The organism is Fodinibius salsisoli, assembly GCF_026229185.1.
Taxonomy (GTDB): domain Bacteria; phylum Bacteroidota; class Rhodothermia; order Balneolales; family Balneolaceae; genus Fodinibius; species Fodinibius salsisoli.
This window is the reverse complement of record NZ_JAGGJA010000023.1, coordinates 1-25,234: the sequence shown is the minus strand read 5'-3', so window position 1 is coordinate 25,234 and position 25,234 is coordinate 1. Positions and strand designations below refer to the sequence as shown.

Below are 25,234 nucleotides of genomic sequence, written 5' to 3'. Positions count from 1 at the left end.
AAATGTATGATAATACTGTCGATTTATTATCAGAGAAAATAAATTATTTCCAAAAGAATGGCCGAAGAATATTTGCTACTTCCTCTTTTCAAACACAGAGTATACCATTACTGCATATAATATCTGAGGTTTGCCCAGAGATTTCAATTGTGTTCATAAATACAGGTTTTCTTTTTCCTGAAACATATAAGTTCAAGGAGCATGTGGCAAGGCTACTTCATTTAAATGTTGTTGAAATTAGTTCCGAAACTTCTTTACACCTCCAAAAAAACGATGAGGGTCTTCATTATTACTCGTCCGATACCGATTATTGCTGTTACTTGAATAAGGTTAAACCGTTGAATACATGGATTAAGAAAGGAGATGTATGGATCAGCGGTGTACGAAGGGATCAGTCATCCGTAAGAAAAGGTATGAAGCAAATAGAAGAAAGAGAAAATGATATTATACGATTTCATCCTATGCTCGAATGGACAGCCCGCGACATTTATCGCCATATTAATACCTTTAACCTACCCAAGCACCCACTAGAAGATAAAGGATATACATCAATAGGATGTGTGCCCTGCACTTCTCGCGGAGTTGCAGCAACTCGCGAAGGGCGTTGGGATGGCCAGCAGAAGACAGAATGTGGTTTACATACAGAACTTTAGAACAAGATTATGCGTGTATTAGTAACAGGAGGGGCCGGTTATTTAGGCTATTCGTTAACAAACTATCTTAATGAGCTTGGAGATATATCCGAAGTTATTGTTTATGATAATCTCTCGCGGGTGCATCCAAATTTTTTTCTGGGCTCAAAAAAGTTAAATAAAACTACTTTTATAAAGGGGGATATACTTAATACAGACAAACTTATAAAAATCCTCAAAAATATTGATGTGGTTTACCATTTAGCAGCTCATACACCTTTCCCTAAAAATCACTTAGAGAATTTTCGATATGAGCAGATAAACCAGTGGGGGACACTAAATGTGGTAAATGCTATTAAAAGGGTGGAAACTGTAAAAAAAATAATTTTTCTAAGCACTTCTGCTGTTTATGGTAACAGACATGAGATTAGTCCTGAAGCAGTTCCTCAACCGCAAAATGCCTACAGTAAATCAAAATATGAAGCAGAAAAATATGTTAAGGCACTTTCAGAAAAATGTGAAATAAATGTCATTCGATCCGGAAATATTTTTGGCTATAACCTCTGTTTCCGGCTTGACGCAGTGATTAACAATTTTATCTTTGAAAGTATTGTGAATAAAAAAATTCAAATCTATGGTAACGGAAAGCAGATGCGTCCATTTATTCATATTGATACATTGTGCATGTATTTAGTGGATTTGCTTGAAGATTTTTCAACCAGCCAAACAACCAAAACTATTGCGGATTTCAATTCCAATTTAAATCAAATTAAACAAATACTTTTAGACAATCTTCCAGAGTTGGAATATATATACTTAAACCAAAATCTCTCATTTGATAGTCATTCATTACATAAATCATTGCTTTTAGATAAGGGGCAGGAGACCTTAATCAAAAAATCTTTTTTGAATTTTAAGAATCATATAAGAATTAAATAAAAATATATAATAAAGCACACGCCAATAAGTAAAAACAATAAAATGGCTACTGTCTATTTGCACATCGGTTATCCCAAAAGTTTTTCCACGACTCTGCAGCGCAGCTATTTCGAAAAACATCCGAAACTGCATTTCGGAGGTGTAGGGATAGGTAATAATATTAGTTATGCTAATGATTCTCTTGAATTAGGATTTGAGTCGTTGTTAAAATATGCTAACGAGCATTACTGGTTCAAAGAAAGGAACAAAGTCAAACAAGCGATTCAAAATTTTATAAGCGAAGCTGGAAGTAGAAAAGTTGTTTTTTCAAGTGAGCATTTTGCTACCAAATTCACTCTTCAGGGCATCTCAAATGAAGAAAAATATGACAGGATTAAATATCTTACAGGAGAGCATAGGATCAAGATATTGGTTATTAAACGTAAGCCCGTCTCTTTTGTTCGGAGTATGTATGGTGAGTATGTCAAGATGGGATATGATAAAGCTTATCCTGAATTTCTGAAATGGATTATTACCTTTCAGGATAGAAACTTTCTGCCGGATTTAAATTTTAAAATGAAAGAAGACCAGCTCAATTCTTTTTTTGGTTCTGACAATGTAGATTGGTTAGATTTTGATTCAATAAAAGATAAAGGAGTGGAAAAAATTTTAAATGAGAAATTAACTGATTGGTTTGATATTGACTATCATCATATGCCTATAACAAATGATAATCCTTCTCTAAATTTGCAAGAAATTGCTTCGTTAGTGGAGTGGAATAAAGAAAACCCAAGAGGTTTAGGCAAAGACCAAACAGAACCGTTTGCACGCCATAGGTCTCGTTTGATACATGTAAAATCGCGTATTGATTATGCGGAGGAGGAAATATTTTCTGAAGTTTTGGCTAAGCGTAAGGGGCTAAAATGGTTAGAGCATAAGGAAAAGAATCGAAAAATAAATTTTGATGCAGCAACTGATTTGGAAAACCAATTATTAGAAGAAATAAGCAGTTACTCTTACGCATTTTAAATCTGTAAAATAAGATTTCCAAAAAATATAAAATGTCAGGAATAAAAGTAGTACATATTTATTCAGATCAAAAATTTGCTCATCAAACAAAAATATTTGAAGGAGACTATTTTAGTAACCTTATTGTCAAGGTTGGTAAAACTGATACTCAAGTTATTCATGAAGATCATAATATGGTAGTTGTCAGTCAAGATAAGAGAGGTTTAGATGAGATATTATCAATCTGTAACGAAGCAAAATTTGTTGTGTTATATAATCTTGATGTCTTTAAAATGAAAATAGCTTTGGCATTACCGAAACAGTTGAAAATAGTCTGGCGATTTTATGGTTATGAGTTATATTCAATGCGTTCGGATTTATTTTATAGCGAACTCTCCCAAAAGTATTATGAACGAAAGACAACTTTGTTAGGAATAAATTTCAGGTATATTTTAGCTCCAATACGTGATTTACTTAAATACGGAGTAAGACGTAAGAAGTATTTATGGAAGGCGATGAAAAGAATTGATTATTTTCTTGCTTTAAGTGAAGAAGAGTATTTATTCTTACAATCAATATGGAAAAATTTACCCGAGTTTGTAAAACTTCCGCATTTTCATCAAATAACTGAGTTAAGGAATATTGATTATGACATAAAACAAAAAACAAAAAAACCAACTATTATTTTAGGGAATAACCGATCCTTCTACAACAATCATTTAGATTTGATTAATATTATTGAGAAAGAAAGGCCTAAAATAAATTATGATTTTGCTCTGCTTTATAGCTACGGTAATAGTAGTAAGGACTATACCAATGAAATAAAAAGACGAACTGATAATAAAAGTTATTTTAGGTTAATAGAAAATTTCATGAGCAAGGAGAAGTTCTTTTCATTTTATCAAAAAGCTTCAGCATTAGTAATAAATGGTTATAGGCAAATGGCCGGTGCCAATATTAGGACGGCTTTTCAAACCGGGGTTAAAGTATATTTAAATAATAAAAATGTTCACAAAAAATGGCTAGAAAATGAAGGGTTCCATGTTTTTTCTATCGAGGACTTTAAAAATGACTTATATAACAATGATTTATTTTTTGATGAGGAAAATGCCAAACACAATTTTGAAAATATAATAAAATTTAAGAATAGGTATGGAATAAAAGATTTTCAGAAAAAAATAATTGATAATACAACTAAATAATATTATTCATAGAATAATTGTATTATCAATAGTTTGAGGGGAAATTTATAAATATGATTTCAGTTAAAATATTTATTGCATTAGAAGATAGGTTTAATTTCTATTCTTGATAATATTTTTTAGAACTAACTCAGTTACCGGTAATATCGTTGCAGTACATCGCAAATTTCCTTTTCAGTATATCGGGCATTTCATATCTCTTAATATGGATATTGGTATCTATTTCTATTGTAGTAATAAAGGATAAGAAAATTGATTACTTGTTATCCTCTGCGATAATTTTTTTTGCATTTTTATTTCTTGGGTTAAGGGATCAGTACTCTGGAACAGATACTATTGAATATGTAAATCATTTTCAAGAAATAGGTGCAACTTCCTCATTTAGGAACTCTTGGGATTTCCTCTACAATAGCTTTGCCTTTACCATTTCACAAATTGGGGGCAAGAACTTTTTTATTGCAAGCAATGTCTTGGTACAATTATGTCTTATCTTAGGCATTGTCTCAATTATTGGCATAAAAAATAGGTCATTAGTACTGTTAGTATATATAAGTTTTTATCCAGGCTTTGATATGCTCACTAATGGTTTAAGACAGGGGCTATCATCATGTGTTGCACTATTAATTTTTGTTTTAGCATTTCACAAAAGGAAAATTCCTAAGGTAGTTTCATTAGCTATTGTATTAGGTCACAAATCTACCTTGCTTTATCCTATCTATTATTTTTGGGAAAAAGTCTTAGACAAAGATAGAATATTAAAACTAATTAGATACGCTACTTATATTTTTGGAGCCTTGATAGTAACATGGCAATTAATTGATTTTTCTAGTTTTCTTAGCCCTTTTTTTAAGAGTATTCAGATACCTTTAATGGACAGTGTATTTGGTTTGGGAACAAAATTAAACACGTATCTTACAAGTGAAAAAGATATACTATCATGGATATATAGATATTATTTTTTGGTAATATTGATATTTTTTCTATCTCACTTTTATTTGCTAAAATCCAAGGTTCGTTTACCATTAAAAAAATTACCAAATATGAGTATTTGGGGTTTGACTTTTTTATTATCCCTGATCTATGCTTTAGTGTGGATAAGTCCTTTCTCATATAGATTTATGTATACAGCATATTTACCTGCTTTAGTTGCTAGTATTAATTCATTGGATATAATAGGTGAAAAAAAATATTATGTTTTCTATTTGCTTGTGACTTTGCTCGTTGCCATTCTGACTTATGGCAGTAATACTTATTCAAATTTTAAGTTGATATTTTGAAATGAAGAGTTTGCTAATAATTCCATTCCATGATTATAAGGTAGCCCTAAATAATGGATTTAGAACAAGAGATTCTCATATTTATGAGCACTATATTAGCGAGGAATATGATAATATTGATAATATAATTATTATCAATAGGCCAACCTCGCTTGCTGAAGTTTTATTAAGAAATAAAAAAGTAGTTTCTGAAAAAGATAAATTGATAAAGAAAAGTAACCATACTTATATTCAGAAAATTAATCATCAAACATATGTTGTTGATTTTTTTGTATATGACTTTTTTAATGTCATTTGGAAAAGGCATGCATGGTTACCGCAAATTTACTCAAGTAGTGAAATTGTGGATAGAATCAAAGATGTATTGTCATATTTGGAAATAACCCAATATTCAATTTATATGTCTTTCCCCTTTTCTGTAAATCTTGGGTTAAATCTAGATGCCAACATAAAGATGCTTGATGCTGTTGACAATTTTACTGAATATAAAGAATGGGCATATTTTAGAGATAAAATTGAGCAATTATATGATACTGCTAAATGTGATTTTGATCATATCATTGTTAATTCAAAAGACACATATAGATATCTCTCAAAAGATTGTGAGGCAAATCTTGAATTAGTACCTAATGGTGTAGATTTCAAAAAGTTCAGCGGAACTTTTGAGAGGCCGTCAGATTTGCCAGAGGATAAACCACTTGTAGGTTATGCTGGAAAAATGCAGAGAATGTTTGATACAAAGTTGTTATCAAAATTAGCTGTACAAAATCCAGATCTTAATTTTGTTATTTTAGGTAAATTCTTGGACAAAAAATGGAAAAAGAAGAATTGGGATAAAGATATCAAGGGATTATCGAATGTCTTTTATCTAGGCGATAAACATTACGAAAGAATACCAAGTTATTACAATCATTTCGACATTTTATTTATTCCATACATAATTGAAAATCAACATGGCGGAGACCCAATAAAGTTTTACGAATATATGGCTGCAAATAAGCCAATAATTTCTACTAATATTGGTAATATTGAAAAATTTCATGACGACAAAAATATCATCATTTGTGATTCAAGAGACGATTTTCTAAATAATTTTCAGATAGTAAAGAATCAGATTGGTAAAAACATTTCATATGAATTGCCAAATGAGTTGTCTTGGAAATCTAAATCAAACTATTTTGCCAAGTTACTTTTTAATGAAAAAAAGACGGTTTAATAATTATAATGAAGATAGCTTTTATAGGGTCAAGAGGAATTCCCGCAGGATATGGTGGGTTTGAAACATTTGTGGAAGAGGTAGGGTTAGGCCTTAGTGAGTATGATGATGTCAGTATTATTGTTGTCTGTGATAAGTATCAAAAGAAACTTTATTCTAAAAAGACATATAAAAATATTGATCTTATCTATTCCAAATATTCGAAAGCAGAGAACCCCAATTTATATTATTGGGACTCTACAAAGAAAGTGTTAGACAAAGCAGATATCATTTATTCATGCGGGGTGGGTGCTGCCTTTAGCTGCTGGATACCCAAGTTGAAGGGAGTAAAATTTGTTACCAACCCAGATGGCATGGGATGGTGGAGAAGCAAATGGTCTTGGAGTACCAAGATAGCTCTTTATACGATGTTTTGGCTATCGACAAAGACCAGCGAATATTATCTATCTGATTCCAGGGCAATTGCGGATGCGATGGAATCAGAGTTCAATCGACGGCAGAAGAGTGATTTTATAGAATATGGTGCCCATGAAAATATTTTCATGGAACATCATGATGATATTGATAGTACCTTAAAGTCATATGGACTGGAAGCTAATAAATATCATTTGATCGTCAGTAGGCTTGAGCCTGAAAATAATGTGCATCATATTATAAAAGGGTACAGCAACACGAAGCGTAAATATCCTTTGGCTGTTGTAGGTAATCTACAAGACACGGCTTATGTTAACAGCTTGAAAGAATTGGGCAACGGGCAGGTTAAGTTTTTAGATGGCATCTATGACAGTGAAAAACTCCAAGCCGTTCGGTATGGTGCTTTAACATATTTGCACGGTCATTCTGTTGGTGGAACCAATCCATCTCTTTTAGAAGCAATGGCTTCAAAAAACTTGTGTATTTGTCATGATAATTCATTTACACGTGAAGTGACTGATAATAAAGCCCTTTATTTTTCCGATGCTCAAGATATTTCTAACCATTTAAAAGAAATAGAGATAAGCCCAGAAGCAAGCGAATGGGATGAAATACGAGAGGCCGGTTTTAAGAGAATAGAAGAGTATTATAACTGGCCATCTATTATTAGCAGGTACTATAAATATTTTAAGGAGATTTATGGAAACTCAACTTCCTAACTTTCTAATTGTTGGTGCGGCAAGATGCGGAACAACCGCTCTCTATAATATATTAAGAAAACACCCCGATATTTCGATGGCAGGGCTTAAAGAACCTCGCTACTTTAGCTCACGGCATTTAGAATTTCCACATAATGGGCCAGGAGATCATACAATAGATAATGCAGTAATAAGGAAAGAAAAAAACTATAAAAAACTTTTTGCAAAAGTTGAAGGTAAAAGAATAGGTGAGGCAAGCCCAGACTATTTGTTTTTCCATGAATTTACTGCAGATAAGATTTATAATTATTTAGGGGATGCTGAGATAATTATTCTATTACGGAATCCAGTAGAGCGAGCATATTCAGCTTATAATCATCTATTAAGAGATAATCGTGAAAAATTAAGTTTTAAAGATGCTCTGGAATTGGAAGATCAGCGTAAAAAAGATAATTATGATTTTATGTGGTTGTATAAAGAGGTGGGATTATATTATGAACAAGTAAAAACATTTAAAGAGAGATTTTCAAATGTCCATGTTCTTTTACAGGAAGATTTAAAAAGACAACCAGAACAAGAAATTAGCAGGGTTACAGAATTTTTATCCATATCAAACAACTTTCAATATGATTCGAGTGTTAACTATAATAGTGCGGGTGAACCATCTAATTTTGTAGCAAAGTTTATTTTAGATAGAAATAATTCAATTTCATTGATGCTCAGGGAGACGGTAAAAAAAGTAATTCCGAGAAATGTTTTGGAAAAAGTATCAGGGAAAATGATTGAAGAAAAGGAAGAAATGGCACAGGATATAAGAAGAGAATTAAAGGAATTCTTTAATGAAGATATTAAAAAATTAGATTCATTAATTGATAATGATCTCAGTGTTTGGCATAGATAATATGTATACCCCACCAGCTGAAAGTGCCATTCCGTTTGAGTTTTCTAACTCTAAAGACCAAATAACTTCTTTCTTAGATAATGAAATTACATACGATGGGCAATTTCCTATTCTGATCAGTAAAAATGCACGTAGTTTGCTCCGTTTTATTGCTAAAAAAATACTAAAACCCAATGATGAAGTTTTGTTACCAGCATATACTTGTGAATCAGTAATTTATGCTTTTATTCAAAATAAGATCAAACTTTATGATATAGAGAAAACTACTCTTGAACCTTCGCTTTCATCAATTAAAAAAAATATCTCTGAAAATACGAGAGCTATTTTACTTCAAGACTTATTTGGCTTGAATATAGATGTAGAAAGGGTGCTTAATTTTGCTCAGGAGAATGAGCTTTTAGTGATCTACGATTCTTCCCAATACTTATCAACCTCTTCCTCGGATTCCAATATAAAGGGAGATTTTCAATTATACAGTTTTGATAGAGGCAAACCTTTGCCATTAGGTATGGGAGGTCTATTAAGGATAAACAATGAAAAGTTTTGGGGACTTGAGGAAGTTTATAATCCCAGTGAGGTTCATAGAAAAATTAGATTTTTATTGAATTTAGGTTTATTACAACTGGGTAAGAATTCTGTATCTTATTCATTAATAGAAATGTTATATCTGTCAAAGAGAGATAGCATTCAAAAATATAAAGCAGATGAATATACTTGCTCAAAGATACCATTTTTGAAAAATGTAATAGCTGACAAAAATACTTATCTGAAAGAATTAAACGATCATAGAAAAAAGGTAGCAGCTCTTTATTCTTCATCTTTGGATGAGGAGTTAATAACAGCTAATACGAGTTCTATATTTATTCGTTTCCCAATTATACATGAGAATGATAGTATCCCAGAGGTATTATATAGGATGGGTGTTAGAAAAATGTATCGAAATAATATTTTTATCAGCAAAGAATTTGACAATGTTTCATCTAACTGTAAACTCAAAAATTCGAACTTCTTGGAAGAGTTTTTAATTACGCTACCAACTCACTTAGGAATTAGTAAAGAAATAGTGCATAAAATATCTACCTTGCTAAAAGAATAATATAGTTGTATAGCTGTAAGCTGATTTTTATACTATGAGCAATTTTTAATTAGGCAATCTTAAATAATTTTGAATTCATGAGGATTGAAAAGCTGCAAGCCAATAATCAAGAAGATTGGAATACATTTGTTGATCATTATCCGGGCCAACCAACGATTGCCCATAATCCATCCTTGGGTAGTATAATTGAAAAAACATTTAAATTTAATGATAAAAGTGTATTGCTCTATGATGATGAAACTGTCATAGGAATTTTCCCTTGTTGTCAAGTGGGTAATACGATAGTTTCTATGCCACATTTTTCATATGGAGGATGTTTTTTATCAGAAGAGTATGATAAAGATGAAGTATATAGAGAAATATTCAGCTACTTCGATGCAGAGTTCGAAATACGATCCTTCCATGGGATTTCAGATGATCTTGTCGAGGAAACCAACAGCAAAAAAATTTCAGCATTCTTAAACCTGCAGGACTCTGAAGATGAACAGATGGAGTTTTTTGATGGGGATAAAAGGACGGAAGTTCGCAAGGGAAGAAAGGAAGGCATTGAAACGGAAATAGGTGGAGTAGAACTTCTTGATGAATTCTATACCGTATATTCTGACATAATGCATAGGTTAGGGTCTCCCGTGCTTACAAGATCACTGTTTTCTAACATTTTAGAGGATTATGAATTTGGTGAGGCTAAATTATTTATTAATTATTATGAAGATAAACCGGTCAGTTCATCTATAATAATGACCTATAAAAACTTTGTAGAAGTCCCTTGGGCTGCATCACTTTGGGAATACAGCAAGTTTGGGGCAAATAACTTCTTGTATTGGAAGATGATTGCGTACAGTATTAATCAAGGGTATGATATTTTTTCATTTGGCCGGGCAACAGAAGGGAGTGGTTCTCACAGATTTAAAAAACAATGGGGGACAGAGGATAAACAGCTATATTTTAATTATAGTAATCCCTCGGATATGAATGTTAAGAATATGGATTTTTTGGCTGATATATGGGCTAAAATCCCTAAATCTATTGCAGATAAAATAGGTCCATTCTTTTCAAAAAGGGTGTATTAATTTGACCATTTTAAGATAACTGTAAAATCCTTGAAACACGCTTTATCGTTTGATATTGAAGATTGGTTCCATATAGCAGGGCTTCCTCAGCTTGAGCGGCGGGGAAATTGGGAGCAATATCCTTCCATTGTTGAGGACAAGACAAATCTAATCTTAGACATTTTAGATAGATATGGAGTAAAGGCTACTTTTTTTGTTTTGGGATGGGTTGCCCAGAAATATCCCAGTCTTGTAAGAGATATAGCCGCCCGAGGACACGAAATTGGTACCCATGGCTATTGGCACTACCGGGTAAACACATTATCGCCTGATCAGTTTCATGATTATTTGAAACAATCTGTAGAGGTGTTGGAAGATTTAATCGGCTCCAAGATAAAAGGATATAGGGCACCTTCTTTTTCAATTACACAGGGAAATGAATGGGCCTTTGAAGTAATGAGTGAAATGGGTATAGAATATGATGCCAGTTTGTTCCCTGCCCAGCGAGGTCATGGTGGCTACGACATTGAACAAGGTCCTCAGATTCTCTCCAAAGAATATTTTGACACTCGGTTTGCTGAATTGCCAATGAGTATGATATCATTTGGATCAATGAATATTCCATTTAGCGGTGGAGGATATTTGCGTTTCTGGCCGAAATCCGTCATTAAATATGGCTTTAACCAACTGGAAAAAAGGGAGATACCAGGTGTGGTCTACCTCCATCCAAGAGATTTTGCTCCCGATTGTCCGAGAGTACGAATGCCTTTGAATAGACGGTTTAAATGTTATATCGGCCTAAGTACAACTAAAGGTAAATTAAATATGTTGCTCCAAAATTTTACCTTTGGTACTTGTCAGGAGGTATTAAATGATTGGAACGTTTTGAACCGAGTTAATGGTGATAGGCCTTCTAAATAGAAAGGTATATTATTTTTTTGTTAAAATATTGAATAAAAACTACTGATAATAGGCCTATGTGAAATCATAGCTTATCTTCGCATAAGGTATAGTCTGCCAAAGATTTTTAGCATAAACATGGCTTCAGTGGACAAGTATCTGTTTATAGAATTCGCAAAAACATGAACAAATTAATTATAGTAATCCATAATGTAGGTAATCAACGTAGCAAGCACTCGATCTAATTTTATGAAGGTTGCGCCCTTATTAGAAGAATACAAAAACCATCAAGAGATAGAAGCACAGTTGTTGCATACCGGTCAGCATTACGACTATGAAATGTCCAAAATATTTTTTGATGAACTGGGGATACCGGCTCCCGACCACCATCTGGGAGTGGGTAGTGGCAGCCATGCCGTACAGACCGCCAAAGTGATGACCGAGTTTGAGCAAGTGCTTGAAGAAGAGCAGCCCGATTGGGTGGTGGTAGTGGGGGATGTCAATCCCACCATGGCCTGTACCATTGTGGCCAATAAGATGGGTATCAAGGTGGCGCATGTAGAAGCGGGCCTGCGCAGCTACGACCGAGAGATGCCCGAAGAGATCAACCGGGTGCTGACCGACAGTATTGCCGATCTGCTGCTGACGCCTTCCATTGATGGCAATATGAACCTGAAGAAAGAGGGCATACCTGATGCAAAGATCCGTTTTGTGGGGAATATCATGATCGATACGCTTTTCAATATGCGGGAGCGGTCGGGCGAATCAACCATACTGAGCGACCTTGGGCTCGATGCACGAAAATACGGGCTGGTGACACTGCACCGTCCCTCGAATGTGGACCAGGAAGAGACGCTTAACAACTTTGTGGATATCCTGGAAGAGACGGCCTCCGATATACCGCTGGTATGGCCCGTACATCCGCGCTCCAAGAACCGAGCCGAGCAGTTTGAGTTGTGGGAGCGACTTGAGTCCATAGCAAACTTACACCTGCTGGAGCCGGTGGGCTACCTCGATAATGTAAACCTGATGAACAATGCCCGACTGGTCCTGACCGATTCAGGCGGCATCCAGGAAGAGACCACGGCTTTGGGCGTTCCTTGTTTGACGGCGCGTGAGAATACGGAGCGGCCTATTACCATTACGGAAGGGACGAATACGCTGGTAGGTACGGATCCAAAGGTGATTTTGGATCATATTGAAAAGCACCTGCAAAATGGAGTGGCCGGTCAAAAAGACTTGCCGAAGCCGCTGTATTGGGATGGGCATACGGCGGAGCGGATTGTGGAAGCGATTATGAATTGGGAATTTTCAATCAGAGTGTTGAAAAAAGCATAGAACGCAGAGGACACGGGGTTTGATCACAGAGGGCGCAGAGAAAAATATAAGCTCTGTACTCTGTGTTAAAAAGGTATAGAATATGAAGACTAAATTATTAAGCTGAGTAAGATCTGGATCAAAGCGTCTCTTCCCCTGCCTGGTAGGGGAAGAATAAGATGGGGTCAAAAATGAAAGAACACGGCGCCCACGGAGAAAAATATTAACTGTGTACTTTGTGGGTTCTCTGGGTACTCTGTGTTCAAAAGTATGGAGGAAATTTGTATTTTAATATATTATGATAAATAACTATTGGAAATAATCAATTATGAAGAAAATAACGCTGACCATAAAAGATGATAAAAAGATTGGTTTTTTGATGAAGCTGTTGGAGGAGTTTGACTTTATAGAGATCCAACAAAGCGGAAAAAAGGTGGATGAGGCGTATGATTTTTTTTCGTCTGCCGGAATGTGGAAAGGCCGAGACATTGATGCCAGGGAATTAAGAAAGCAGGCATGGAAGAGAAGTCGTTAGTACTTTGTGATACAAATATCATTATTGATTTCTATAAAGAGCATCCGGATACGCTAAAAAAGCTACAGGCTATTGGGCAGAATTCTATAGCTATAAGTATTGTCACTGCCGGAGAACTTCTGTTTGGTGCGTTAAATAAGGAAGAATATCAGCAAATTCGTCAGGATATCGCTCATCTTCATCTTTTACATCTCGATCCGGCTATAGATGAATGCTTTATGGATCTGATGGATACCTATTCATTGAGCCATAACTTGTCATTACCGGATGGACTTATAGCAGCTACTGCTATTGTAGAAGATATCCCGCTTTATACTCGGAATAAAAAAGATTTCAGATATATTGAAGAGCTAAAATTATATCAAACGTAGAATAGAACAGGGAGGGCACTGAGGGTTGGAACACAAAGGGCACGGACAAAATATGACTGTGCTTTCTGTACTCTGTGTTAAAAAGGTATAGAATATGAAGACTAAATTATTAAGCTGAGTAAGATCTGGATCAAAGCGTCTCTTCCCCTGCCTGGTAGGGGAAGAATAAGATGGGGTCAAAATGAAAGAACGCGGAGAGTTACAAATTATGAATTAGGAATTTTCAATCAGACGTGGTTTATATCAAAATGGGAAGTGCCGGGGACGTAAGTAACAGACCTATCAGGTTTTCAAAACCTGATAGGTCTTGTAGGGCGTATTCTGCGCGCTCTGCGTTAAAAAAGGTAGCATAGGGAACCTGCAACAAATTTGGAAAAGCAATATCAGAGTATCATTTTAATTGTTACATTAGTATGTAATATCTATTTGCAAAATAACTATTTATGATTAAAGAAGCCCGTTTTTTAAGCAGAGATAAGGCTGAACAGGAAGATATTACCTATTGGAAATCCAAATCACCGGAAGAACGTCTAAGCATACTCCAGGATTTACGAGAGCAGTATATTAGATTGTTCCTAAAGGAAAAGGGAGGCTATGAGGCTCGAGAAGGATTACAAAGAGTTTATCGAATTGTTGAACGAGCATAGTGTTGAGTATCTCGTTGTGTAGGCTTCCCCATTTTTTGTCAATAATTCAAAAGAAAATATAAAGCGGCTTTTGACGGTGCTTGGTGAATTTGGTTTTGGTGAACTCGCTCTAAGTCAAGAGGATTTTATGGGGAATGATAAAATTCTCCAGCTGGGATATGAACCGGTGAGGATAGATATTATGACCGGTATAAGTGGGGTTTCATTTCAGGAGGCCTATCGTAATAGAGAAAACAGCGAACTTGGGGGACAGGGGATCAGTTTTATCTCTTTGGATGATCTGATTATAAATAAACGATCCAGTAGCAGGACGAAAGATTTAGCGGATGCTGAGCTGCTTGAGCAATTTAGAAATTAGTTGATGGAACACAGAGTCCCCCTTAAATATGTAGGTCGGGAAGCTTTCCCGACCCTTAATAACGGTACTTGTCCAAAGAGTGTGTCAGCCAGTATCGATGTCACGCTCTGCCTTTAGAGTAGAAGATCTCTCCCGCTGGTCGAGATGACAGTATGGAGGTGATGATGAGAGCTATGGCTTTTCTTCTTGTATGAGCTATCCCCCCTGACCGTCATTTCGCCGTGCCCCGAGCCAATCGGGGAGCGTTAGCGGAATGAGAAATCTTCTACTGTAATGGGCTATTTTCTTGTTCCATTTTTTGGTTGGCCAAAAAACGAAACGCAAAAAAGCCACCGTCTGAATAAATTCTTGCTGCCGTTCTCTTTGCCTCCGTTAAAATCATTTAACTCAAGTTGCCAAAAGCGCAACTTTCAGACAGGAAATGATTTTTTACACTTCGGCTTCGGTCACTTGTTCCAGCAGAATTTATGTTAGGTCGGAATGCTAAAAGGAGCATGATTCTAAGGTATCACTGGCTTTACATTTGTCGGCAGATATCTCCCCTTCAGGGGAGTGCCGTCCCGATTTCTCGGGAGGAGGGGTGTTTGTTCGTATAGTATAAAGCAGCAAGTAGGTAAGTGTTCAGTTTTTAAGTATGGCATTCGTTTTTTTACTTACTCTTACCGTCATTTCGCCGTGTCCCGAGCCAATCGGGGAGCGGAGCGAGAAATCTTCTATTGGTAAGCTGGAAAATGAAGAAAAGCTCAGAGTCCCCATTCGAAGGGGGAAAATTTGCAGCGCTTTTTACTGCAAATTCAGAGGGATGACCTGTGGCATCTATAACAGGTTGGGCCTTGGAAGTGTCCGTTCCAGCTTTGCGACCCCTAAATCTCCTGGCCTGCGAGTAGGGGGGCTCTTATTGCATTCGAGATGACTGTGTGGGGTAAAAAAGAAAGGGGGATCTTACAATGTCATTTCGAACGGAACGCAGGTGGAGAGAGAAATCTTCTACTGTTGAGGATTTTGCCCTGGGAATAAAAGATCTCTCCCGCTGGTCGAGATGACAGAATAGGGAAGCGGGCTATAAAAGTTTAGCAGAATTGTAGAGCGAAATTAATTACGCTAAGATTCTCTACCTCTAAATCCCCCTGTCCCCCTCCCGAATAGCTCGGGACAGGTTTTGAAAGGGGGAATATCCAGAGTCGATCCCTTTGAAAACCGAGAGTCCAGGTTGTCACTCCGAGGAGGGCTGTCATCATGAGGGAGCGCCTGTTGCAACCGCGGTAATCTCCCGGATCTTCTATTGATAAGCTGGAAAATGAAGAAAAGTTTGGAGTCCCCCTTCGAAGGGGGAAAATTTGCAGCGCTTTTTACTGCAAATTCAGGGGGATGACCTGTGGCATCTATAACAGGTTGGGCCTTGGAAGTGTCCGTTCCAGCTTTGCGACCCCTAAATCTCCTGGCCTGCGAGTAGGGGGGCTCTTATTGCATTCGAGATGACCATGTGTGGGTTAAAAAAGAAAGGGGGGGCTTACAATGTCATTTCGATCCGCCCGTTGGCGGCCAGAAATCTTCTATTGTTAAGCAGGACAATGTCCCTCTCCCTAATGTTAGGGAGAGGATAGGAGTGGGTCAAAATAAAAGGCAAAAGAAACGATAACTCGGTTATTAAATAATGCGATGCTTCCATTATTATTTTTCACCCAGGAAATCCCGATGTGTCGGGACCAGGCAAGTTAAATCCCCCTGTGTGGCTGTCCCAAAAATCACAGTCAACAATCAGATTCCTAAACAAATGAGGTCTATGATTTCAATCGATTGGTCAATCCTCCTGTCCTCCTTCTCCCCCGAATCGCTCGGGACACGCAAGGAGGAACTCTTAGACTTCGATATCGCTCAAAATGCCATCAAGGCCCTTTTAAAGTCCCTCCCCGACAGTGGTCGGGACAGGCTTTGGAGAAGAGGGATTTAGGGAGATTGATATACTTTAATTATTTAGGCCCCATTCCAGAGTTTGGACTTTTTGGACAGCCTCAATATCCAGAGTCGAATCCACTTGAAAGCCGAGAGTCCAGGTTGTCACTTTTGAGCAGGTCCAACACGGCAAAAGGGATAGAAACAATAGCTCAGTTGTTAAGGGTGCGGCCTCCGAATAGAAAATCTATACCTGAAATAGAGATGGCTTGGTCATTAACATTAGAAGTAAAGGCGCATTGACGATAGATTCTGTAATAGAAATTCATTGGAACATTTAATGGCAGCTTTTACTATAAACAGACGTTAAGAATTGTTAATATTGTGTCAAAGGTATTAATGTGTTATCTTCAGAACGAAATATAAGATGAGGCGTATACCGATGAATTAATCATATTCTATGGAATACTTGTTACAGGACAGGGTGATGATGGGCGGGATGGTCCTATTTGCTTATTTGATATCCTCTTTTTCCATTCCTGTCATTATCAGAGCGGCGAATAGGCGTAATCTGTTTGATCATCCGGATTACAGCCGTAAAATACATTCAGAGTCCATACCCACCCTGGGAGGAATTGCTATATTTGCTTCTTTCCTTTTGAGCTTTGCTATCAGTTCCTGGTCGGACAGCTTTACCGGTTTTTCTTACTTGGTAGCAGCATTAGTCATCTTATTCTTTGTTGGCCTTAAGGATGACCTGGTGACCCTGTCGGCGAAAGTAAAGCTGGGAGCCCAGATATCTGCGGTCGGCTTGGTTATGTATGGCTCCGGCATCATTATTAATGATTTTTATGGGATGTTCGGCCTGGCAGAAATACCGTTATGGATAGCCTTGCCGATTACGTTGTTCACGGTGATAGTCGTTATTAATGCGGTAAACTTAATTGATGGTATCGACGGGCTGGCCGGAGGCTTTGGCGTCCTTGCTTCGCTGTTATTTGGGGCGGGATTTATGTTCGCAGGCCAATGGCCCATGGTTGCTTTTTCGTTATGCCTGGCCGGGGCGTTATTAGGATTTCTGCGTTATAACTTTAGCCCGGCTTCCATCTTTATGGGCGATACGGGATCCATGATATTGGGCTTTTTGCTTTCAGTACAAGCGATTGCTTTTTTAAACCTGGGTAGTGTACCGGCCTTTACGGCCTTGTTTGGCAATACGGTATCGGTACTTACGGTTGCTATCCTGGCTTTTCCACTCTTTGATACGCTCCGCGTCGTTGTTAAGCGATTACGAAGAGGTCGCTCAATATTCCGGCCGGGGCAGGATCATGTGCATCATGAACTGCTTCGTATGGGACTCTCGCATAAATGGGCCTCAACGACGCTTTATGTTTTAAGCTCTTTGGTAGTGGGTTTTGCACTGCTCCTTAGCCAGACGACTCTGAATGTAAATGTGATGCTGGGGCTGGTGGTAGGCTCTTGCCTGCTCATCTTTCCTACTAATGGGTTTAAACGACGTCTCTTTTCAAAGGTCTTTGGCCGCAAGTGGCAGCGCTGGTATAGCTACAAATGGGGCCTGCAGTTTGACCAGGAGCGAGGTGTTGACCTGTTAAGCAATATTGTTGAAAACGGTTCCGCGTCCAAGGTCTACGATTTATCGGATAAGGAAGAGAGCGAACAGGATAAGATTGCGGTTTAAGTACTCCGGATGTTAAATGTTGGATGTAGAAGGTTGAATGTTCGGGCAATGCTCTAATTCCATTTCTCTGCTGTTTCAAGTTTGTAACTTGGAACAGTGTAAAGCAGCCCCATATTATCTCGCCTTGTCATCCCGAGGAGCCAACGACGAGGAGTCTCAAATGGGAAACAGGACAGTATTCCATATGTAGGTCGGGAATTTTTCCCGACTGTAACAACTATAATAAAGATGCTATCAGCCGGACGAGATGTCCGGCCTACTATTGTAGGCCACCTGTCACAATCTAATCTCCCCTTCAGTTGAAGGCCCAAGTTGCAAACTTGCGCCAGTTAGGGAAATGCTCGAATTCTCGGTTGTAGAGCGAAATTTATTTCGCTTAGATTCTCTATCTCTAAATCCGCTGCCCCTCCCGAATAGCTTGGGAAAGGTTGATATCCAGAGCCGAATCCACTTGAAAGCCGAGAGTCCAAGCCGTCACTCCGAGGAGGGCTGTCATCACGAGGGAACACCTGTTGCGACCGTGATGATCTTCAGGATCTTCTATTGGTAAACTGGAAAATGAAGAAAAGTTTGGAGTCCCCCTTCGAAGGGGGAAAATTTGCAGCGTTTTTTACTGCAAATTCAGGGGGATGACCTGTGGCATCTATAACAGGTTGGGCCTTGGAAGTGCCCGTTCCAGCTTTGCAACCCCTAAATCTCCTGGCCTGCGAGTAGAAAATCTCTTCCCCGACAGTAGTCGGGATCGAGATGACAGGGTGGGGAAGCGAGCTATAAAAGTTTAGCAGAATTGTAGAGCGAAATTTATTTTGCTTAGGTACCTCTACTGACAAAAAAAGCAGCATGAAATGCTCTAATTTAACATTCTATAGATCTTTTCTGTGTAGTAGTATGGATATTAAATCAAGCATGGTCGGGACAGCTTCCCGACCTACCGATCTCTTGCAGGTTGTTTCAGCGGCCTGCATATAAGAGGCATCACAGCTCGAAGAGGAGTTGTACTCTCGATCGGTTTTTAGCCCCAAACTGTTTCAAGTTTGTAACTTGGAACAGTGTAAAAAGCATCCCTATATTATCCCAAGCCGTCACTCCGAGGAGGGCTGTCATCACGAGGGAGCGCCTGTTGCGACCGCGGTGATCTCCCGGATTTTCTATTGTTAGGCTGCACAATGTCCCTCTCCCTAATGTTAGGGAGAGGATAGGAGTGGGTCAAAAAAGAAACGGAAACCAGGCCTGTCCACACATCAGATGCATATTATCTAAATGACCGGGTGGAGCCCTACATCCCCTGAATAGGGATTCTCAATAATTAACTATGTAAGTGGGGCAGGAACACGTTTGGGGATCCGCAGTGGAGGGATCTCCTAATAAAGGTCCGAGTAGCATCTGAAGGGTTTTTACGATAGCAGGATAGTTCGAGCTGCGAAACCTGCTTGTCAGGGTTTTCGTCAAGGACATCCATAGACTGGTACTTTAGTGCCGGGCGGAGTGTGTGGGCCGTATACTATCCGTGGACTGCCAATAGTTAGACTGATACCGTATTCCGGACTGTTTTTAACACCACCGGTTGTTAAATAGTGAAATATGAATAATATTTGTTTAAGTTTTATTAATGTAGCAACATTCTTAGTGCAATGATCGTGTCCAAAGCTATTTAATTCCTGAACAATGAAAAGAGATCAAGTTTTAAAAAATACAATAGAAAAGCTTCATCAGCTTGATGATGTTGAGTTGAAAGAAGCAAAGGATTTTGTGGATTTCTTGCTGTCTAAAGTTGCTGAGAGGGGATTGGTGGATGAGATCCAACAACAGGCAGAGAAGGGCAAATCTTTTGATTTTTTACATGACGAAGAAGAGTTATATACCCTTGAGGATCTTAAAGGTGACGAGGAATTATGAGGAAAGGAGATATTGTGTTAGTTCCCTTTCCTTTTACGGATTTATCTTCAACTAAGAGGAGACCGGCCGTGGTTTTAGTAGATGATGAAGATGATGTAACATTGGCTTTTCTTACTACACAATTACATTGGAAAAAGGAGTGAGACCTTTTTTAGAACCGACAGAATTGAATGGCTTGAAGAAAAAGTCTCTTGTTAGATTGGCAAAAATTACGACTCTCGAAAAGAATTTAATTTTAGGTCGCCTGGGGACTATTTCTGAATCAAGATTAAAAGAGCTGAATAAGAAGCTGAAAGTTTTACTTGGACTGAAATAGTAGGGTATTTGATTTGAAATTAGGGGTTGTCATCACAAGGGAACACCTGTTGCGACCGCGGTGATCTCCCGGATCTTGTATTGGTAAGCTGAAAAATGAAGAAAAGTTTGGAGTCCCCCTTCGAAGGGGGAAAATTTGCAGCGCTTTTTACTGCAAATTCAGGGGGATGACCTGTGGCATCTATAACAGGTTGGGCCTTGGAAGTGCCCGTTCCAGCTTTGCAGCCTCTAAATCTCCTGCCCTGCGAGTAGAAGATCTCTCCCAATGGTCGAGATGACAGGATAGGGAAGCGAGCTATAAAAGTTTAGCAAGTCCATAGGTTTATCACTCATCGGATGAGTGATTTGACCGAATATGTAACCATGTCTTTTGGTACTCATCCGATGAGTATGAAATGCTCTAATTTTCGGCTTCCGTGAACGGGAACATAAATTAAAGTACGGCCTTCAATAATAGGTATTCCATATTCTTATAACATTTGCTTATATTCAGCGTCTTATAAAATTTATAATCAGCCATAAAATTCATGCTTCAAGAGCTACTCAAAAAAATAGATGACAAAGAGTTTGCCATCGGTATTGTAGGGCTGGGCTATGTGGGTCTACCCCTGATGTGGACCTTCCACAATGAAAACATGCCGGTGTTGGGCTTTGATATCGATAAAGAAAAGGTCAATTGCATCCGGGAGGGGCGTCCATACATTAAGCACCTGGGCAAAGAGATGATGGGGAAGCTGGCACAAAGCGACCGGGCCGATGCAACCACCGATTTTGATCGTCTTGCGGAAGTGGATGCGGTCCTGCTCTGCGTGCCTACGCCGCTGGATGAACACCGCGAGCCGGATATGCAGTACGTAGAGCGTACCTGTTTTACCGTTGGTGAGCACCTGCAGAAAGGCCAGCTGGTTATTTTAGAGTCTACCACCTATCCGGGGACCACCGAAGAGCTGATCATCCCCATCCTGGAGTCGAAGTCCGGCCTGACATCAGGAGAGGATTTTTATGTGGCCTACAGCCCCGAACGCGAAGATCCCGGGAATGTGAACTTCAATACCGCCAAGATTCCCAAAGTTGTGGGCGGCCATGGGGAGGAGGCCATCAGGCTGGCCTGCGCGCTTTATGACACGGCCATCGTGCAGACGGTGCCGGTCTCTGATACCAAGACGGCCGAGGCGGTGAAGATTACCGAGAATGTGTTCCGGGCGGTCAACATCGCCCTGGTGAACGAGCTGAAGGTGGTCTTCCAGGAGATGGATATTGACGTGCATGAGGTGCTGGATGCCGCCGATACGAAGCCCTTTGGCTTTATGAAGTTTGTGCCGGGTCCGGGGCTCGGGGGGCACTGTATCCCCATCGATCCCTTTTACCTGACGTGGAAGGCACGGGAGTATGAACAGAACACCCGCTTTATTGAGCTGGCGGGGGAGATTAATACCTCCATGCCGCAATACGTGATGGACCAGACGCTGAAGGCCCTGAATGCCCACAAGAAGCCGATGAACGGAAGCCGCGTGCTGGTCCTGGGACTGGCCTACAAGCCGGATGTGGACGACATGCGGGAGTCGCCGACCTTCAAGATCCTGGACCTGCTGAAAGAGTACGGGGCGGAGGTAGCCTATTACGATTCGCATATCCCGGTCATCAAGCCGACGCGGGAGCATGCGGAGTGGACGGGCACGGAGTCGATTGCGTGGAGCGAGGAAAATATCCGCAGCTATGATGCGGTGATCATTGCCACGAACCATTCGGATATCGACTATGAGCAGCTGGCGGAGTGGTCGGAGTGCATCATCGACACCCGCGATGCGATGAATGGCTACGCGAAGAATCCTGAGCAGGTGTGGCAGGCGTAGGGAATGGGCAATGAAGAATTAAAAATTAGGAATTGAGAGGGCAGGGCGTTTTAAGTTAGAGGACCTTGTAAAACAAAACTATCAGACCTTGTCATGCTGATCCCGAGAATTCGGGACAGCATCTCATATGATTTTAGTAAACTTTGAGGAAGATCCTGATCCCGATTCCGACTACTCGGGAGGGACAGGATGACAAGCTAAGTTTTGCAAAGTCCGTGAGTGTTAAGTCTAAAGGTTCACAGCTCCAGGGGAGTTGTACTCCCGCCGGTTTTAGCTCATGCTATTGACTAACGAGAGTTTAACTCCCTCAAAGCCTTGTTCGGTTTTAAGTATCCATAAATCCCCCTAACCCCCTTTTATAAGGGGAGAATCTTCTGGAGTTGAATTTTTTACTGTCGCAAGTTTGTAACTTGTGACGGTCAAGAGTTAGCTCAATGCCGTGCATGTCACTCCGAGGAGCCGGTGACGAGGAGTCTCAAGTGGGGACATAGGCTGTCAACTTATCGGGGGGAGTTTTGCTCTTTTTTGACCCATCCCCGACCTGACCTGTGAAATCTTATTCCACTGGGGGCAAATGGGAAATTGGCTGGTATCACTCATCGGATGAGTGATCTTGCTCAATGCTTGTTATGGATCCTGTCACTCATCCGATGAGTAAGAAGATTCTCTCTCTACAAGCAGGTCTTGGGGGATACTACGCTGTGGCCCTCCGATTCTTCGGAGGATTCCATGGGTCAGGGAAGGGAGTAAAGGCATATTTTTTAATCAACTATCACAGTCATATTAGAACGAATTCCGCCAGCCGTCGTGAGAAGAGAGAACCCCTTTTAGTTTTTAGCTGCAAAATATCCCTCTCCCTAATCCTAACATTAGGGAGGGGATAGGAGCGGGTCAAGAATAAAGGCGAAAGGAATGACTGTCGTATTGTTAAGCAATGCCATTCTGCTATCACTTTTTTGAATGATCAAAAAAGTAACCCAAAAACACACCGTCCCATGGAATCCGGGCGGGTCACTGCGTGATATTCCAAGGGGCAGGCTGATGGATTCATCAGGTGTATATTGGGTCGCTTCCTCGGGAAAGAATGGAAACTCATCCTGAAGAATCTAGACTCGGACAACCATTCTTTCTGATTCCCCTCGGCTTCCGCACCGTATTCTGATGCCGGAATGTTAAAGGCTAAAGACCAGTAAAAGGAGAGATAAAGCTACATGTCCCCCTTTGAAGGGGGCCATGGGGGATGACTTTTGATCATTCTTTAAGCCTCGCCAATGATTCGTTGGGCCGGGATATTGATATTTCGCCAGTCGGCGGAGAGAAATCTTCTATTATTAAGCTTCAAAATGTTCCTCTCTCTAATCCTGACATTAGGGAGAGGATAAAATGGGCAGACACGGCAAAAGGGAAAGAAACAATGGTAGTGCGCACGTGGAGTTATTTGCCGGGAATATCGCTGAGCCGCAATCGCTTATTTATCACATACCTTCCTTTTTCAGATGCTATGGTAATAACCTCTTCTTCTGCATCATGCTCCAGGAAAAGATGCCAGTTGTTTTCTACGGCCTGGTCTAAAAGGCGTTCTTTTTCAGTCAGCGTTTGTACGGGATACATGTCATACCCCATGATCCAGGGCAGGGGGAGATGAACGTGTGTGGGGAGCAGATCACCCATAAAGACAATGGTCTCATCGCCAAAGGTAAGTTTGGGTAGTTGCTGCCCGAGCGTATGACCATTGACCGGCAGGGCCTGCAATCCTTCTTCATACTCATGATTTTCATCCACTACATTAAGCTTACCCCATTTTGCGATGGGGGCTATGTTGTCGGGCAGGAAGCTGGCCTTTTCACGGGCGTTGGGGCTGGTAGCTGTTTGTAGATGTTCCTGGGTTACATGGTAGGTGGCATTGGGAAAGGTATGCTGAATTTCTTGCTGCTCATTATAATAGGTGGTGCCGCCACAATGATCAAAATGCAGGTGTGAGAAGATAAGGTCGGTAATGTCTTCGGGATCAAAGCCGTGATATTTGAGGGAATCTTTAAGGGTGCTATGGGTGTAATCCAGCTGGTAGATCTGTTCATATTTTTCATCAAACTTGGTTCCGCAACCGTTATCTACCAGGTAGGTGCGGCCGGTATTTTCGGAGGTGATAAGCAGACACCGCATAGCCATGGGAATACGGTTATCATCATCGGCTTCAATATAACGAGACCAGAGTGTCTTGGGGACTACACCGAACATTGCCCCCCCATCCAAACGAAAACGGCCGGTTTCAATGGTGTATAAATGGAAAGGTCCAAAGGATAGGTCTGATAGTTCCATGGGTATGTAATCGAAGTTATTAGTTTTGGACTAACTTACAGAAAAGAATCAAATATTTAATATAAAGTCCAAAGTGTTACGTTTTAAGTATGGAAGAAGAAAACCTTTCATTGGGGAGTCTCAGTTATGAAGCTGTCAGTCTCCCTTCTAAGGCCTCTTCCGGAGGGGGAAAACGACTTCTTTTTTTTATTTCTACAAAAAGGACAATGCCCATCGGAAAAATTTGTGTCCCTTTTTAACCATCCCACCACTACGTTAAAAGTCCACTACGCCAAAGTAGCTTAACGAATGTAGAAATTTCTTGAACAGGCGTGGCTACGTAGGCTGTACTTCGTAGTGCAGGCCAGCCCTTTCCTACTGGTAGGGAAGGGAGAACATAGCGTGATTTTGAATCACCTTGTCCAGTCATTTCGAGTGGCAGGAAGAAATCTTCTATTGGTAAATCGAGAAATGAAAAAAGAGCTCAGAATCCCCTTAGCTTGCCCCGAGCTATTCGGGGAAGGAAGATAAATTTGCAGCGGTTAATCTGCAAATTCAGGGGGATGATGGCCTAAAGTAAAGAAAGTTAGCGCTGTATAGCCTTCCCCAACCACAGCTCGGAGGGAATGCTATGACTTTATCAAGTCTTAGGCCACTTTTTTCTCCCGGTCAAACCGGGAGGTATGATCCGGGTCATAAAATTCCCCACTGTTCCAGATGGCACAACTAATGGTGATAAGT

The 25,234-nt window shown here is 39.6% G+C and carries 21 protein-coding genes; 20 read left to right on the top strand and 1 reads right to left on the bottom strand.

From position 1 onward, the window contains the following. Positions 1–2: 2 nt before the first annotated feature. The 20 genes from J6I44_RS19800 (at position 3) to J6I44_RS19710 (ending at position 22,195) form a co-directional block, all read left to right on the top strand. Positions 3–653, top strand: coding sequence for a phosphoadenylyl-sulfate reductase (locus tag J6I44_RS19800; protein WP_265768003.1), 651 nt, complete (start codon positions 3–5; stop codon positions 651–653). A gap of 9 nt (positions 654–662) precedes the next feature. Next, positions 663–1,571 (top strand): NAD-dependent epimerase/dehydratase family protein, encoded by a 909-nt coding sequence (locus J6I44_RS19795; protein ID WP_265768002.1) that lies wholly within the window; start codon positions 663–665, stop codon positions 1,569–1,571. A 42-nt stretch (positions 1,572–1,613) separates the two neighbouring features. Continuing rightward, positions 1,614–2,579: a hypothetical protein gene (locus J6I44_RS19790; RefSeq protein WP_265768001.1), complete on the top strand. Its 966-nt coding sequence runs from the start codon at positions 1,614–1,616 to the stop codon at positions 2,577–2,579. 32 nt (positions 2,580–2,611) lie between these two features. Next, complete coding sequence (locus tag J6I44_RS19785; protein WP_265768000.1) at positions 2,612–3,760, top strand: hypothetical protein; 1,149 nt, start codon at positions 2,612–2,614, stop codon at positions 3,758–3,760. Between the two features lie 260 nt (positions 3,761–4,020). After that, the gene (locus J6I44_RS19780) at positions 4,021–5,037 is read left to right on the top strand and encodes an EpsG family protein (protein ID WP_265767999.1); all 1,017 of its coding nucleotides are present in this window, start codon (positions 4,021–4,023) and stop codon (positions 5,035–5,037) included. A gap of 1 nt (position 5,038) precedes the next feature. Beyond that, entirely contained in the window at positions 5,039–6,253 is a 1,215-nt protein-coding gene (locus J6I44_RS19775; RefSeq protein WP_265767997.1) for a glycosyltransferase, read from the top strand. Between the two features lie 8 nt (positions 6,254–6,261). Continuing rightward, positions 6,262–7,386, top strand: a complete 1,125-nt coding sequence (locus J6I44_RS19770) for a DUF1972 domain-containing protein (protein WP_265767996.1) — start codon at positions 6,262–6,264, stop codon at positions 7,384–7,386. Beyond that, the gene (locus J6I44_RS19765; protein ID WP_265767995.1) at positions 7,367–8,266 is read left to right on the top strand and encodes a sulfotransferase family protein; all 900 of its coding nucleotides are present in this window, start codon (positions 7,367–7,369) and stop codon (positions 8,264–8,266) included. The genes J6I44_RS19770 and J6I44_RS19765 overlap by 20 nt, the downstream gene beginning before the upstream one ends. Beyond that, positions 8,250–9,362, top strand: coding sequence for a DegT/DnrJ/EryC1/StrS family aminotransferase (locus tag J6I44_RS19760; RefSeq protein ID WP_265767994.1), 1,113 nt, complete (start codon positions 8,250–8,252; stop codon positions 9,360–9,362). Before J6I44_RS19765 ends, J6I44_RS19760 begins: the two co-directional genes overlap by 17 nt. 77 nt (positions 9,363–9,439) lie before the next feature. Then, positions 9,440–10,432, top strand: a complete 993-nt coding sequence (locus J6I44_RS19755) for a GNAT family N-acetyltransferase (protein ID WP_265767993.1) — start codon at positions 9,440–9,442, stop codon at positions 10,430–10,432. 30 nt (positions 10,433–10,462) lie between these two features. After that, on the top strand, positions 10,463–11,332 hold the full coding sequence (locus tag J6I44_RS19750; protein ID WP_265767992.1) for a polysaccharide deacetylase family protein: 870 nt from the start codon (positions 10,463–10,465) through the stop codon (positions 11,330–11,332). Between the two features lie 198 nt (positions 11,333–11,530). Then, a complete protein-coding gene (gene wecB / locus J6I44_RS19745) occupies positions 11,531–12,649 on the top strand; it encodes a non-hydrolyzing UDP-N-acetylglucosamine 2-epimerase (protein ID WP_265768020.1) in 1,119 nt (372 codons plus the stop codon). 307 nt (positions 12,650–12,956) lie between these two features. Further along, positions 12,957–13,163, top strand: coding sequence for a hypothetical protein (locus tag J6I44_RS19740; RefSeq protein ID WP_265767991.1), 207 nt, complete (start codon positions 12,957–12,959; stop codon positions 13,161–13,163). After that, positions 13,145–13,534 carry a type II toxin-antitoxin system VapC family toxin gene (locus J6I44_RS19735; protein ID WP_265767990.1) on the top strand — a complete coding sequence of 130 codons (390 nt, stop codon included), beginning with the start codon at positions 13,145–13,147 and terminating at the stop codon, positions 13,532–13,534. The genes J6I44_RS19740 and J6I44_RS19735 overlap by 19 nt, the downstream gene beginning before the upstream one ends. Before the next feature lie 443 nt (positions 13,535–13,977). Beyond that, positions 13,978–14,181 carry a hypothetical protein gene (locus tag J6I44_RS19730; protein ID WP_265767989.1) on the top strand — a complete coding sequence of 68 codons (204 nt, stop codon included), beginning with the start codon at positions 13,978–13,980 and terminating at the stop codon, positions 14,179–14,181. Positions 14,182–14,308: 127 nt separating this feature from the next. Further along, positions 14,309–14,539, top strand: a complete 231-nt coding sequence (locus J6I44_RS19725) for a hypothetical protein (RefSeq protein ID WP_265767988.1) — start codon at positions 14,309–14,311, stop codon at positions 14,537–14,539. A gap of 2,353 nt (positions 14,540–16,892) precedes the next feature. Continuing rightward, positions 16,893–18,131 (top strand): MraY family glycosyltransferase, encoded by a 1,239-nt coding sequence (locus tag J6I44_RS19720; protein WP_265767987.1) that lies wholly within the window; start codon positions 16,893–16,895, stop codon positions 18,129–18,131. 1,665 nt (positions 18,132–19,796) lie between these two features. Further along, positions 19,797–20,027 carry a hypothetical protein gene (locus tag J6I44_RS19715; RefSeq protein ID WP_265767986.1) on the top strand — a complete coding sequence of 77 codons (231 nt, stop codon included), beginning with the start codon at positions 19,797–19,799 and terminating at the stop codon, positions 20,025–20,027. A 139-nt stretch (positions 20,028–20,166) separates the two neighbouring features. After that, the gene (locus J6I44_RS20965; protein WP_350356725.1) at positions 20,167–20,343 is read left to right on the top strand and encodes a type II toxin-antitoxin system PemK/MazF family toxin; all 177 of its coding nucleotides are present in this window, start codon (positions 20,167–20,169) and stop codon (positions 20,341–20,343) included. Positions 20,344–20,869: 526 nt separating this feature from the next. Next, positions 20,870–22,195 carry a nucleotide sugar dehydrogenase gene (locus J6I44_RS19710; protein ID WP_265767985.1) on the top strand — a complete coding sequence of 442 codons (1,326 nt, stop codon included), beginning with the start codon at positions 20,870–20,872 and terminating at the stop codon, positions 22,193–22,195. A gap of 1,434 nt (positions 22,196–23,629) precedes the next feature. Here J6I44_RS19710 and J6I44_RS19705 read toward each other — a convergent pair. Further along, a complete protein-coding gene (locus J6I44_RS19705; protein WP_265767984.1) occupies positions 23,630–24,514 on the bottom strand; it encodes an MBL fold metallo-hydrolase in 885 nt (294 codons plus the stop codon). Between the last annotated feature and the right edge of the window lie 720 nt (positions 24,515–25,234).

Bases quoted from the DNA above. Each gene is read 5' to 3' on its own strand.
- J6I44_RS19755 (WP_265767993.1), top strand. From the start codon at position 9,440: ATGAGGATTGAAAAGCTGCAAGCCAATAATCAAGAAGATTGGAATACA.
- J6I44_RS19740 (WP_265767991.1), top strand. From the start codon at position 12,957: ATGAAGAAAATAACGCTGACCATAAAAGATGATAAAAAGATTGGTTTT.
- J6I44_RS19725 (WP_265767988.1), top strand. From the start codon at position 14,309: ATGGGGAATGATAAAATTCTCCAGCTGGGATATGAACCGGTGAGGATA.
- J6I44_RS19710 (WP_265767985.1), top strand. From the start codon at position 20,870: ATGCTTCAAGAGCTACTCAAAAAAATAGATGACAAAGAGTTTGCCATC.
- J6I44_RS19765 (WP_265767995.1), top strand. From the start codon at position 7,367: ATGGAAACTCAACTTCCTAACTTTCTAATTGTTGGTGCGGCAAGATGC.
- J6I44_RS19770 (WP_265767996.1), top strand. From the start codon at position 6,262: ATGAAGATAGCTTTTATAGGGTCAAGAGGAATTCCCGCAGGATATGGT.
- J6I44_RS19705 (WP_265767984.1), bottom strand. From the start codon at position 24,514: ATGGAACTATCAGACCTATCCTTTGGACCTTTCCATTTATACACCATT.
- J6I44_RS19775 (WP_265767997.1), top strand. From the start codon at position 5,039: ATGAAGAGTTTGCTAATAATTCCATTCCATGATTATAAGGTAGCCCTA.
- J6I44_RS19715 (WP_265767986.1), top strand. From the start codon at position 19,797: ATGAAAAGAGATCAAGTTTTAAAAAATACAATAGAAAAGCTTCATCAG.
- J6I44_RS19735 (WP_265767990.1), top strand. From the start codon at position 13,145: ATGGAAGAGAAGTCGTTAGTACTTTGTGATACAAATATCATTATTGAT.
- J6I44_RS19785 (WP_265768000.1), top strand. From the start codon at position 2,612: ATGTCAGGAATAAAAGTAGTACATATTTATTCAGATCAAAAATTTGCT.
- J6I44_RS19790 (WP_265768001.1), top strand. From the start codon at position 1,614: ATGGCTACTGTCTATTTGCACATCGGTTATCCCAAAAGTTTTTCCACG.
- J6I44_RS19795 (WP_265768002.1), top strand. From the start codon at position 663: ATGCGTGTATTAGTAACAGGAGGGGCCGGTTATTTAGGCTATTCGTTA.
- J6I44_RS19800 (WP_265768003.1), top strand. From the start codon at position 3: ATGTATGATAATACTGTCGATTTATTATCAGAGAAAATAAATTATTTC.
- J6I44_RS19720 (WP_265767987.1), top strand. From the start codon at position 16,893: ATGGAATACTTGTTACAGGACAGGGTGATGATGGGCGGGATGGTCCTA.
- J6I44_RS19730 (WP_265767989.1), top strand. From the start codon at position 13,978: ATGATTAAAGAAGCCCGTTTTTTAAGCAGAGATAAGGCTGAACAGGAA.